Below are 12,466 nucleotides of genomic sequence, written 5' to 3' on the forward strand. Positions count from 1 at the left end.
AATCCTTGAGCGGACTATAGCCAGCAGGTGGTACTGCTTGATCCCTCTAAAGTGTGATTTGCAGCTGCCGGCCACTCTGGAACAGTCCTTTCGCCAGTCCGACGCATGTCGGCACGGCAAGGATGGCTGATTTTTTCGATTTCACAAGCCAAGCGCTTGCTTGGTGGGTCTGGCGCGCCGGTTTCGGCGCGCCAGCAGACACTCAAAGTGTCGAGAGGAAGGTGCTGTTGTTGGCCTGCCATTCGGTGATGTCGAGGCGGATGCGCTTCTTGTCGAGCTTGCCGACACTGGTCTTGGGAATTTCGGTAACAAGGGCGATCTGACTCGGGATTGCCCACTTGCTCAGGTGGCCCAACTCCACGAACGGCTTGAGGTGTTCCTTGAGCTCGCGTGCCCCGATCACATGCCCTTCACGGATCACCAGCAAGGCAAACGGACGCTCGCCCCACTGCGGATCGGCGATCCCCACCACTGCTACTTCGCGTACCGCGACGTGACGACTGATCAAGTCTTCGAGGTCCAGCGAGGAGATCCACTCGCCGCCAGTCTTGATCACGTCCTTGATGCGGTCGCGGATGTCGATCACGCCCATGCTGTCGAGCGTGGCGACATCGCCGGTGTGCAACCAGCCGCCGGCCCAGAGTTCGGCGCCCTTCTGCGGTTCGTTGAAATAACCTTCGGTGAGCCAGGGCGCGCGCAGCACCAGTTCGCCCTGGGTCTCACCGTCGGCCGGGAGGAAATTGCCGTCGCCGTCGACGATTGCCGCCTCCACCAGCGGCCCCGGCACACCGGCCTTGATTCGGTAAGTGGTGCGCTCGTCTTCGGTGCCGGCCATCAGTTCGTCGTTGAGGTGCGCGCAGGACACCAGCGGCCCGGTTTCCGACATGCCGTAGGCGGCGGTGAGCTGAATGCCGCGGGCCTTCGCGGTTTCATACAGCGTGCGATTGAGCGCGCTGCCGCCAATGACGATTTTCCAGCCGCCGAAATCGGTGCCTTGTGCGCCTTTGGCGTTAAGCAGCATTTGCAGAATGGTCGGCACGCAGTGGGAGAAGGTGACCTTCTCTTTGCGCCACAACTCCACCAGAAACTCCGGATCGTAGCGGCCCGGATAAACCTGCTTGAGTCCGAGCATGGTTGCCACGTATGGCAGACCCCAGGCGTGAACGTGGAACATTGGCGTGATCGGCATGTACACATCGTTGGTGCCAAGCAGGCGCACGCTGTCAATGGAACCCATGATCGTCGACACACCCATGGTGTGCAGCACCAGTTGCCGATGGGTGAAATACACGCCTTTCGGGTTGCCGGTGGTGCCGGTGGTGTAGAACGTGGTCGCGACCGAGTTTTCGTCGAAGTCCTGGAAGTCGTACTGCGGACTTGCAGCGGCCAGCAGTTGCTCGTACTCGCCGACCAGATTCGGCAAATCGGCGGTTTTCTCCGGCAGATCGGTCAGCAGCAGGGTTTTCTCGACCGTGGTCAGGTGCGGCGCGATCGCTTGATACAACCCGACGAACTCGCTGTTGACCAGCACAAAGCGGTCCTCGGCGTGGTTCATGGTGTAGAGGATCTGCTCAGGCGACAGACGCACGTTGATGGTGTGGATCACCGCGCCAATCATCGGAATCGCAAACATGCATTCCAGGTAACGGTGGCTGTCCCAGTCCATCACCGCCACGGTGTCACCGGCCTTGACACCGGCCGCCGTCAGCACGTTGGCCAACCGCGCCACGCGCTCGATCAGGGTCGGGTAGCTATAGCGAATCTGGTCGCGGTAAATGATCTCGCGGGTTTTCTCGTAACGGGCGCCGGACATCAGCAGCCGTTTGATCAGCAATGGATACTGGTAGGCCCCATCGGCCGGGGGAATGACGCGAGTCTGCAACATAAGAATCCCTTTTCTGACTGCACGGTGTTGGCGTAGAGATTGGTACTCTAGAACCCTTATACGCCAGCCAAATCAGCCAAAGGAATGATTTGCAAAGCCGTACAAATGCTAGCTTTGCGCCAGCATTTGCCGGTTTTCGTCTTCGGTCAGGCCGTTTGTCCTACTGCCTCTTCAGAAGGCGTGCGTGGGAATACGACTGCAGCAAGGAAGGTCAACGCGCCGAAACCCGCGAGAATCAAGTACAGGCCTACAAAACCATGGCGCGGTTCGACATAGGAAATCAGCGGAATCGCCGTCGCACTGGCACCAAACGATAAACAGTAACGCAGGGCGAACACCCGTGATTGCCATTGCGGGGCGACGAAGTTGGCAACCATCGCATCGTTGACTGTTACCTGCCCGAACACCACGAACATGAACGCTGCACCGAGGGCAATTACTGCCCAGCCGTCGGCATAGGCCAGCGCAAACAGCAACGGTGCCTGGCACAGCGTCAGGACAATGAACGGCCATTTCAGGCTGAGCCGATGCAATATCCGACCAATGCTCAACTGCGCGACCGCGCCGAAGGCATAGGCCAGACTGACCACCACGCCGAGGGTTTGCGGCGAAGCGAACAGCTCATGCAAACGCTCCTGAAACAGCTTTGGATAGGTCATGGTGGTGGCGTTGAACACCACACCGCCGGTGGCCGTGGCCAACGCCAGCACGCCGAACACCATCATCATCGAAATACGCTGACCGGCGGCACCTTTGAGTGGTGTGTGCGCACGCTTCGGAATCGGTTCTTCACGCACCTGCAAAGCGAAACCAACCCCCAGCACAATCGCCACTGCGCCCGGGATAAGAAACGCCGATCGCCAACCGAATTGCGCCACCAACAACCCCGTGATCAACGCAGAAAACGCCACGCCCAGATTGCCCCACATGCCATTGATGCCGATTTCGCGGCCACGGTTCTGCGCGTAAGCAACCAGCATTGCCGTGCCGACCGGGTGATAAATTGCCGCAAAAATACCGATCAGGGTCAGGCCGATCACCAGCATGCTCGGGCTGTTGCTCAGCCCGGTGAAGATCGCCGAAGCGCCAATGCCGAAGAAAAACACCAGCATCATCTGTCGCCGACTCCAGTGATCACCCAGCCAACCAGCGGGTAGTGAACAAGCGCCGAAGGCAATGAAACCGCCCAGTGACAAGCCGATCAGTGCGGCGTAATCGAGACCGAACGCTTGAGTCATGCCAAGCACGGCGGCGGGAAAAATCAGCATGAACATGTGATCGATCACATGCGCGGCGTTGATATAGCGAATGACATTGCGGGATTGATTCATGGCGGCACGCTTTACGTTGTTGTGTGGCGCTTATGCTAAGTTGGCCATAAAGCGCATTCCTGCCAAGCAAGTCATCGAATCAGACATGTTGATCAGCCACTTCGAACACGGCCCGGTGAGTGCCTACCCCCGGGATTATCTGGATGGCGCGCACCAGCCGCTGCACCTGCATCGCGAGGCGCAGTTGTTGTACGCGGTCAGCGGGATCATGCGCGTGGTCACGCAATCGGGTGCGTGGGTGATTCCGCCGAGTCGCGCGGTGTGGATTCCACCCGAGGTGGCGCACGAGATTTTCATGAGTGGCGATGTGCAGATGCGCTCGCTGTTCATCGCCCCTGAGCTGTCGCCCGCCAGCCTGCAACAGTGCTGCGTATTGGCGGTGACGCCGCTGCTGCGCGAGCTGATCCTGCGTGCCGTGCAAGGGCCGCCGCATGCCGATAATCCGTTGATCCAGCAACTGATGCTCGAAGAACTCGCCAGCCTGGAGAACCTGCCGCTGCACATTCCGATGCCCACTGACCGGCGTCTGCAAAACATCTGTCTGGCACTGCTGCACACCCCGGATCACGCCAATACGCTGGAAGACTGGGCGCAGCAGGTCGGTGCCAGCTCACGCACGTTGGCGCGGCTGTTTCAGCAACAATTGCAGATGAGTTTCAACGCCTGGCGCCAGCAACTGCGCCTGATGGAAGCCCTGCCACGCCTGCTCGCCGGGGACAGCGTGCAGCGTGTGGCGCGGGATCTGGGTTACGGCAGCGCGCGGGCGTTCAGCGCGATGTTTCGCCGTTTACTCGGGGAGAATCCGCGCGAATACCTGAATAACCTGAGCAAGCTCAGCGAACTGGTGTAGGAGCTGTCGAGTGCAACGAGGCTGCGATCTTTTGACTTTGTTTTTAAGATCAAGATCAAAAGATCGCAGCCTTCGGCAGCTCCTACACAGTAGGATCAATGCATCTCGGTGAACGCGATTTTCACGCCGAGAGCGATCAGCACCGCGCCCATGGTGCGGTCGAACCAATGGCCCATGCGGGCGAAACCGGCGCGTACACGTTGCTGGCTGAACAGCATCGCCACCAGGCAGAACCAAATCGCAGTTGCGACAGCCAGGTAAATCCCGTAACCGGCCTGCACGGCCAGTGGCGTGTGCGGATTGATCACCACGGTGAACAGCGACAGAAAGAACAGCGTGGCTTTCGGGTTCAGGCCGTTGGTCACGAAGCCTGAAGTGAATGCGCCGCGAGCGGTGCGTACGCCCGCTTCTTTGTGCAGATCATCGGTGACGGTTTTCGCCGGTTGCGCGCGCAATGCCTTGAAGCCGATGTACAGCAAGTACGCAGCCGCCGCCCATTTCAAGGCGTTGAACAGCACAATCGATTGCGACACGATCAGGCCAATGCCGAGCAGCGAATAACCAACGTGGAGGAAAATCGCCGTACCCACGCCCAGCGCGGTCCAGGTGCCCGCGCGGCGCCCGTGGGTCACGCTCTCGCGCACCACCACGGCGAAGTCCGGGCCGGGGCTGGCGACGGCCAGCAAGTGGATCAGTGCAACGGTCAAGAACTCGGTCCAGTACATGGGGGCTCCTTTCGGCCAAGCGTATCAATTTGTTTCATCTGGTAGGCTCGGCAGATTACGCCCAACGCTCACAGCACAAAAGGTACAGTTGATGACGAACACGCGCCGCGCGGTATTCCTTGATCACCCTTCGCTGGATCTCGGCGACCTCGACCTCAGTCCGTTGCGCGAGTGTTTCAGCGATCTGCAGCTGTTCGCCCAGACCTTGCCCGAGCAAGTCAGCGAACGCCTGCATGGCGCCACCGTCGCCATTTCCAACAAGATCCTGATCGACGCCGCCGCGATGGCCGCCAACCCCGAGCTGAAACTGATCCTGATCACCGCCACCGGCACCAACAACGTCGACCTTGCTGCCGCCCGCGCTCACGGCATCACCGTGTGCAACTGCCAAGGTTACGGCACGCCGTCGGTGGCGCAGCACACGATCATGCTGCTGCTCAACCTCGCCACGCGTCTGGCCGATTATCAGAAAGCCGTTGGCGAAGGTCGCTGGCAACAGGCGAAACAGTTCTGTTTGCTCGACTACCCGATTGTCGAGCTGGAAGGCAAAACCCTCGGCTTGCTCGGGCATGGCGAACTCGGCGGCGCCGTGGCGCGATTGGCCGAAGCGTTCGGCATGCGCGTGCTGCTCGGGCAGATTCCCGGGCGCCCAGCCCGCCCGGATCGCTTGCCACTGGATGAGCTGTTGCCGCAGATCGACGCCCTCACCCTGCACTGCCCGCTCAATGAGCACACCCGCCACTTCATCGGTGCCCGCGAATTGGCGTCGATGAAACCCGGAGCATTCGTGGTCAACACGGCACGCGGCGGACTGATCGATGAGCAAGCGCTGGCCGATGCCTTGCGCAACGGTCACCTCGGCGGCGCGGCTACCGATGTGTTGAGCGTCGAGCCGCCGACCCAGGGCAATCCGTTGCTCGCGGCGGACATTCCGCGCCTGATTGTCACCCCGCACAACGCCTGGGGCAGCCGCGAGGCACGGCAGCGCATCGTCGGCCAATTGACCGAAAACGCCCAGGCGTTTTTCAGCGGTAAGGCGCTGCGGGTCGTCAGTTGATAAACTGCGGCACTTTTTTTTGAGGAGCAGTTATGGATCCGCGCAGTGAAGTACTGCTTCGTCAGCCCGAGTTATTTCAAGGTTCGTTGTTGCTGGCTGGTTTGCCTGCCGACGATTTGCTCGGGCGCCTGCCCAACGCATTTGGCTGGTGCTGGCATGCCGGCGATCAAGCCGCGCTGGACGCGCGCTTCGAAGGTCGCAGCCATTTCGGCGTGAATGTCCCGGAGCGCGAGTTCGACAGCGCCGTGGTGTTCTTGCCAAAATCCAAGGATCTGACCGATTACATCCTCAACGCGGTGGCTTCGCGTCTGGCCGGCCGCGAAGTGTTTCTAGTCGGCGAAAAACGCAGCGGCATCGAAGGCGCGTCCAAGCAGCTCAACCCGTTCGGCAAACCGCGCAAGCTCGACAGCGCGCGTCATTGCCAGCTCTGGCAAGTCACCGTAGCCAACGCGCCGGAAGCAAAATCCCTGGAAAGCCTGGCGCAGACCTATGAATTGCCTTTGGCCGAGGGTCCGCTGAAAGTCATCAGCCTGCCGGGCGTATTCAGCCACGGTCGCCTGGATCGCGGCAGCGCCCTGCTGCTGGAGCATCTGGACAAACTGCCGAGCGGCCATTTGCTCGACTTCGGTTGCGGCGCGGGCGTGCTGGGGGCTGCGGTCAAACGTCGCTACCCACACAATCAGGTCACGTTGCTGGATGTGGATGCGTTTGCCGCTGCCAGCAGCCGTCTGACGCTGGCGGCCAACGGTCTGGAAGCCGAAGTGCTGACCGGGGACGGGATCGACGCTGCACCAATGGGTTTGAACGCTATTCTGAGCAACCCACCCTTCCATGTCGGCGTGCATACCGATTATTTCGCCACGGAGAACTTGCTGCGAAAAGCAGCGAAACATCTGAAAAACGGCGGCGAACTGCGCTTGGTCGCGAATAGTTTCCTCAAGTATCAACCACTGATCGAAGAGCATCTGGGCATCTGTGCGATCAAGGCCGAAGGCAATGGTTTCCGGATTTACCGGGCCAAGCGCGGCTGAAAATTTGTTCTTGCTCAATCGGATTTGCCTAGGCAGAATCCGCTCCGTCCTAGGGGAGTAGTCTCCCACGAGCGCCAAGCTCGTCCGGCATACGTCAACATACTTGATCCTCAGATCATGGCGTATGCGACCCAAGCGTCCGCAGCAGACGGATCGCAGGGTTTGACAAGACCTATGACACGCACACCTTACCCGGGGCGGGAAGGCTGTACGTGTCATAGCCGTGTCGACCCGCCCCTTAGGAAATCCTGATGCTGGACTCGTTACTCGTTCCCACCGCAATCGTTGCCTTGGCCGAAATCGGCGACAAGACGCAACTGCTCGCGCTGATTCTTGCCGCTCGCTTCCGCAAACCCTGGCCGATCATTGCCGGTATTGTTGCCGCGACCCTGGCCAACCACGCAGCAGCCGGTGCGGTCGGCGCCTGGTTCGGCAGTTTCTTCTCGAATGCGACGCTGCACTGGATACTCGCCGCAAGCTTCACCGCCACTGCGCTGTGGACATTGGTCCCGGACAAAATGGACGACGATGAAACCAGCACCGCGCGCAAGTTCGGGCCTTTCCTTACCACGTTGATTGCGTTTTTTCTCGCCGAAATGGGCGACAAGACTCAGGTCGCTACGGTGATGCTCGCAGCACAATACCCGGATCTGTGGCTGGTGATTATCGGTACGACGGCGGGCATGTTGATTGCCAACGTGCCGGTGGTTCTGGCGGGTAATTTTGCTGCGGACAAACTGCCACTGACCCTGATCCGTCGCCTCGCGGCCTCGGCATTCATGATTCTGGCGATCGTTGCGGTGTACAAGGCAATGCAGAGCAGTGGCTGGGTTTAACCCTGAGAGAAGGATCGTTCCCACGCTCTGCGTGGGAATGCAGCCGGGGACGCTTTGCGTCCCTTTTGGAACGCGGAGCGTCCCTTGAGGCATTCCCACGCAGAGCGTGGGAACGATCACCGACTCAGGATTTAGGCGCTTGTTCGTACAGCGGCATGACCTTCGGAATCGCCGCCTGCAACGAGGCAATCCGGCTGGTCGAAGCCGGGTGAGTACTCATGAACTCCGGCGGCGAACCTTCCGACGCCTTGCTCATCTTGTTCCACAGAGTGATCGCGGCATTCGGGTTGTAGCCCGCACGAGCGGCCAGCTCCAGACCAATCAGGTCAGCTTCGTTTTCGTTGGCACGGCTGTTCGGCAGGGTCATGCCGTAGTTGGCCACGGTGTCGGCCAGCGCCAGACTGTCCTGCCCCAGACCGAGCAATGCACCTGCGCCCTGCTTGGCCATTTCAATCCCGTAAGCCTTGGACATCGCTTCACGACCGTGTTCGCGCAGGGCGTGGGCGATTTCATGGCCCATGACCGCGGCGATTTCATCGTCGGTGAGTTTCAGGCTGTCGATCAGCCCGGTGTAGAAAATGATCTTGCCGCCAGGCCCGCAGTTGGCGTTAAGTTCATCACTCTTGATCAGATTGACCTCCCACTGCCATTGCGCCGCATCCGGACGGAAATTCGGCGCCTGGGCGATCAGGCGGTTGGCAATCGCCTGAACCCGCTTGGCCTCGGGGCTGGTCTTGTCCAGCACACCTTTGCTGGAGGCCTCGCCGACGGTCTTCTGATACGACTGGGCATACATCTGGTCGACCTCTTGCGAGGACAGCATGCTGAACATGTACTGCTTGCGCTCCACCCCCACGGCGCCGCCGCTGGTGGTGTTGACCGACTGACAACCGGCCAGCAACAGCGCTGCGCTCAGTGCACTTACAACCAATGTCTTGTTCATTCAAAAGCTCCCTGAAAACCTGTCGCGTATCCTAGGCGGGTAATTGTATCGGCGCCAGATACAACGGACGTGTTGCAGCGACTTTCAGACGTTTCCCACTTGGCCTGTCGTAAAAAATTCACAGCCACCATCAAGCCCCGTGCAACTGCGTCGCGCACTGATCCATTTGCGACATCGGCTTTCAATTGCACCTGCTCGCACTCATGGCCCAATGCCGCCTGCCGATACATCAGCGCAGACGTCCTCTTGCGTGCGGAGCTCCCATGAAGTTCAAGTCGATCCAGTTTTCCGTTGCCGCCCTGGCCGGCGCCATCGTGCTCAGCGTGGTGGCCGCGCTGGTGCTGTATGCGCTGTTTTCCGGCGCGCGCACACAAGAAATGGTGCAGCAGCGCACTCAGGCGCAGTTCGAGCAAGTCATCGAACGGCGCCTGACTTCGCTGGCACAAACCCAGGTCAGCCAGATCCAGCGCGAACTCGAAGCGCCGCTGCTGATCGCCGGCGGTCTGGTGCGAGTCAACGCCCTGCTCGGTACGCCGGGCGCCGATGGCCAGCCGCGCCTGAGCGTCAGCCGCGAACAACTGATCAGCCTGATCAAAGAAAACGTCGAAAAGAACCCGAAGATTCTCGGCACTTACATCGGCTGGGAAAAGAACGCCCTGGACCACAATGACGCGGCCTACGTCGGCACCAGCGTGGTCGGTATCGATGCCGCCAACGGGCGCTTCCTGCCGTGGTGGTTCCGCAACGATGACGGCACCCTCGGCCTGGACAAACTGGTCGACGTTGACGACCAGAAAACCCTGTCCACCGGCGTGCGCGCCAGCGAGTACTACTTGTGCTCGAAGGAAACGAAGAAAGCCTGCGTGATCGATCCGGCGCCGTACAAGGTCGGTGACAAGATCGTCATGCTCGCCTCCTTTATTGAGCCGATCATGCTCAACGGCGCTTTCCAGGGCATTGTCGGCGCCGACCTGTCGGTGAACTTCATTCAGGAAATGCTCCTCGGCGCCAACCAGAAGTTGTACAGCGGCGCCGGGCAAATGGCGCTGATTGGCGGTAACGGGCGGATCGTTGCCTACACCAAAGACCCGAGCAAGTTCGGCGAAAAAGTCAGCGACATCCTCGACGCCGAACAAACCGCCAACATGGCCAATCTCAAGCGCGGCGAAGTGACTTACTCGGTGAACAAGGACAAGGGGCGCATCGAGTTGTACCTGCCATTCGGCATCGGCCAGACCGACGCGCGCTGGACGTTGATGTTGCAACTGCCGCTCAACGCGGTGATGGCGGATCTGCAAAAACTGCAGGCCGACCTCGATGCGCAACGCAAGTCCGACACGTTCGGCATGGCCATGGTCGGCCTGATCATCGCCGGCATTGGCTTGCTGGTGATCTGGCTGGTCGGCCACGGCATCGCCCGACCGCTGAAGCAAATGGTCGCGATGCTCAATGACATTGCTCAGGGTGAAGGTGATCTGACCCGACGCTTGAGCAGTGATCGCAGCGATGAATTGGGCTCGATCGCCAAGGGCTTCAATACCTTCCTCGCTAAATTGCAGGCGATGATCACCCAAGTGGTGACGTCGGTGCAGAGCGTCAGCGATTCTTCGGAACACACCGCCGACATTGCCATTCGCACCAACATCGGCATCCAGAAACAAATGGCCGAGATCGATCAAGTCGCCACGGCGGTGCAGGAAATGACCGCCACCGCCCAGGACGTCGCGCGTAACGCTACGCAGGCTGCGCAAGCGGCCAGCCATGCCGATCAGGCGGCGAGTCAGGGCATGCAGATCGTGCGTGACACGTCCGATTCGATTGGCGTGTTGGCGCTGGAAATCGGCAAGGCTGTCGATGTGGTGCAGACCTTGGCCAAGGACAGCGAGAACATCAACGCGATTCTCACGGCGATTCGCGGGATTGCCGAGCAGACCAATCTGCTGGCGCTGAACGCGGCGATTGAAGCGGCGCGTGCCGGCGAGCAGGGTCGCGGCTTTGCCGTGGTGGCGGATGAAGTGCGCAATCTGGCGCAGAAAACCCAGAAAGCCACTGAAGAAATCCAGTCCATGATCCAGCAACTGCAACAGGGCACCCGCGATGTCGTGCGGGTCATGGAGGACAGCCAGAACCGCACCGACGAAAGCGTGCAGCACGCGGCGAAAGCGGCTCAAGCACTGGAGACGATTACTCACGCGGTATCGGTAATCAACGACATGAACACGCAGATCGCTAGTGCGGCGGAAGAGCAGAGTGCAGTGGCGGATGACATCAATCGCAACGTGATCAACATTGGGCAAGTGGCCAATGAAGTGGCGGGTGGCGCGGATGAGTCGAGTTCGGCGAGCGCGGATCTGACCAAACTGGCGGAGCAGCAGCGGCGGTTGATCAATCAGTTCAAGGTCTGAAAAGCCAAGAGCACCCTCACCCTAACCCTCTCCCAGAGGGAGAGGGGACTGATTGGGGGATATTGACGAAGTACACCGACTTGAACGCTTTTCACCGAATCCATAATCGCCACGATTTTTCAGGTCGATGCATGACGGTAGAAAACTCGGTCAGTCCCCTCTCCCTCCGGGAGAGGGCTAGGGTGAGGGGCTTTTGACCTTCAGGCTTTAACCCGGAGTCAGACACTCCGGCCCATTGAGCTTGGGATCATTAATCAGATTCGCCAACACCCGCTCACGCAGCGCCGCCGGTTCACTGGCCAGCAACCCCTGCAATACATGTAACGGCGTCTCCGGATCCAGCCAAGCCGCCTGCCCCGCCTCATCCAAAATCAACGGCCGCCGCTGACTCGACGCCGGCTGAGTAATCACCGCCGTGCTCAGCCAGACCTGCTCCTGCACCGGATACGCCTCCCAGATCGCCGCAAAAAACAGCGAAGCGCCCTCCCCTGGCGTCAGCCAGTACGGCCGCTTGCGCTGTGTTCCGCGCCATTCGTAGAAGCCATTTGCCGGCAGGAGGCAGCGACGCTGGCGCAGCGCTTCACGAAACATCGGTTGCTCCGCCACGGTTTCCGCGCGGGCATGCGCCGGCGTCTTCGACAAATCGGTCAGCCACGGCGGCGTCAGCCCCCAACGGGCGCGGGCCAAGGTGCGCTGGCCATCTTCAGCGGCACGCAGCATCAACACCGAATCATTGGGGGAAATGTTCCACTGCGCCTGCTGATCGGCGGGAAAACCTGGCAGGGCCGCGAAATCGCGGTTCCAGCGAAACAGGGCATAACGTCCACACATGGGGCAACACGACTCTGAAGTAAAACGAAGCTCAGCCTAACAGACCAGCGTCCCGGGAAAGCTCTCCGGTTCATCGCCGGGCAGCGGCAGCGCGGCATTGTACGCGGTGATCAGCTCGCGGGCGTATTCGGCCTGATCGTTATCGACGGACAGTCCCAATAACCCGAAGATCGGCAATTCACCCGTACCGCCGAGCAAATCGCGGCCAATCAAGTGCGCCTCGATGCCTTCGCTGGCGAGCATGCCCTTGAGCATTTCACCTTCCATCAGGTTTTCCGGCTCATAGATTCGCTGCATGGGCACGCCTCACTCGTTTTCGCTGAAGACTTCCAGATGCCATTCCTCTCCATGAACCTGCAATACAAACGTGATCGGCCGACAACACACCTGACAGTCCTCAATGTAAGTCTGATCTCCACCGGACAGGTCCAGCGTCGTCTCTACTACTTCCCCACAATAAGGACATTCGTATTCAGCGGTTTCCAGCATCGCGGTCTCCCAAGTGACTTGTGCGTATAATCGCCGGTCTATTTGCAGGGCTATTTTTGTCTGGCTACTTTTTCAGACCGTGC

General features: G+C 59.9%; 12 protein-coding genes and 1 riboswitch. Of the genes, 5 read left to right on the plus strand and 7 right to left on the minus strand.

The features are described from left to right. Positions 1-202: 202 nt before the first annotated feature. Together ACZZ0A_RS20445 and ACZZ0A_RS20450 are read right to left on the minus strand one after the other, a co-directional pair. Positions 203-1,885 carry a fatty acid--CoA ligase gene (locus tag ACZZ0A_RS20445; protein ID WP_007912801.1) on the minus strand — a complete coding sequence of 561 codons (1,683 nt, stop codon included), beginning with the start codon at positions 1,883-1,885 and terminating at the stop codon, positions 203-205. Between the two features lie 146 nt (positions 1,886-2,031). Further along, complete coding sequence (locus ACZZ0A_RS20450) at positions 2,032-3,216, minus strand: MFS transporter (protein WP_414893584.1); 1,185 nt, start codon at positions 3,214-3,216, stop codon at positions 2,032-2,034. 85 nt (positions 3,217-3,301) lie between these two features. Here ACZZ0A_RS20450 and ACZZ0A_RS20455 point away from each other — a divergent pair, with 85 nt between their 5' ends. After that, on the plus strand, positions 3,302-4,066 hold the full coding sequence (locus tag ACZZ0A_RS20455; protein ID WP_007912805.1) for an AraC family transcriptional regulator: 765 nt from the start codon (positions 3,302-3,304) through the stop codon (positions 4,064-4,066). A 95-nt stretch (positions 4,067-4,161) separates the two neighbouring features. Here ACZZ0A_RS20455 and ACZZ0A_RS20460 read toward each other — a convergent pair whose 3' ends face one another. After that, entirely contained in the window at positions 4,162-4,791 is a 630-nt protein-coding gene (locus tag ACZZ0A_RS20460; RefSeq protein WP_007912807.1) for a LysE family translocator, read from the minus strand. 91 nt (positions 4,792-4,882) lie between these two features. On the opposite strand from ACZZ0A_RS20460, the gene ACZZ0A_RS20465 reads away from it, so the two are divergent. The 3 genes from ACZZ0A_RS20465 (at position 4,883) to ACZZ0A_RS20475 (ending at position 7,715) form a co-directional block, all read left to right on the plus strand. Further along, entirely contained in the window at positions 4,883-5,848 is a 966-nt protein-coding gene (locus tag ACZZ0A_RS20465; RefSeq protein WP_095112424.1) for a 2-hydroxyacid dehydrogenase, read from the plus strand. 32 nt (positions 5,849-5,880) lie between these two features. Further along, positions 5,881-6,879, plus strand: coding sequence for a class I SAM-dependent methyltransferase (locus ACZZ0A_RS20470; protein ID WP_322844761.1), 999 nt, complete (start codon positions 5,881-5,883; stop codon positions 6,877-6,879). 39 nt (positions 6,880-6,918) lie between these two features. After that, positions 6,919-7,043: riboswitch (yybP-ykoY riboswitch) on the plus strand. A gap of 87 nt (positions 7,044-7,130) precedes the next feature. Beyond that, a complete protein-coding gene (locus ACZZ0A_RS20475; protein WP_007912813.1) occupies positions 7,131-7,715 on the plus strand; it encodes a TMEM165/GDT1 family protein in 585 nt (194 codons plus the stop codon). Between the two features lie 124 nt (positions 7,716-7,839). Here ACZZ0A_RS20475 and ACZZ0A_RS20480 read toward each other — a convergent pair whose 3' ends face one another. Then, positions 7,840-8,658, minus strand: coding sequence for a M48 family metallopeptidase (locus tag ACZZ0A_RS20480; RefSeq protein WP_007912815.1), 819 nt, complete (start codon positions 8,656-8,658; stop codon positions 7,840-7,842). A 263-nt stretch (positions 8,659-8,921) separates the two neighbouring features. On the opposite strand from ACZZ0A_RS20480, the gene ACZZ0A_RS20485 reads away from it, so the two are divergent. After that, positions 8,922-11,063 (plus strand): methyl-accepting chemotaxis protein, encoded by a 2,142-nt coding sequence (locus tag ACZZ0A_RS20485; RefSeq protein ID WP_463543664.1) that lies wholly within the window; start codon positions 8,922-8,924, stop codon positions 11,061-11,063. Positions 11,064-11,270: 207 nt separating this feature from the next. Here ACZZ0A_RS20485 and ACZZ0A_RS20490 read toward each other — a convergent pair whose 3' ends face one another. From ACZZ0A_RS20490 to ACZZ0A_RS20500, 3 genes are read right to left on the minus strand one after another with little or no spacing between them, the layout of a single operon-like run. Then, on the minus strand, positions 11,271-11,894 hold the full coding sequence (locus ACZZ0A_RS20490; RefSeq protein ID WP_463543665.1) for an SOS response-associated peptidase: 624 nt from the start codon (positions 11,892-11,894) through the stop codon (positions 11,271-11,273). Positions 11,895-11,930: 36 nt separating this feature from the next. Further along, positions 11,931-12,191, minus strand: a complete 261-nt coding sequence (locus ACZZ0A_RS20495; RefSeq protein WP_007912819.1) for a putative signal transducing protein — start codon at positions 12,189-12,191, stop codon at positions 11,931-11,933. Between the two features lie 9 nt (positions 12,192-12,200). Further along, positions 12,201-12,383: a CPXCG motif-containing cysteine-rich protein gene (locus ACZZ0A_RS20500; protein ID WP_122599131.1), complete on the minus strand. Its 183-nt coding sequence runs from the start codon at positions 12,381-12,383 to the stop codon at positions 12,201-12,203. Positions 12,384-12,466: the final 83 nt, after the last annotated feature.

It is taken from the genome of Pseudomonas sp. AC242, from assembly GCF_979258655.1.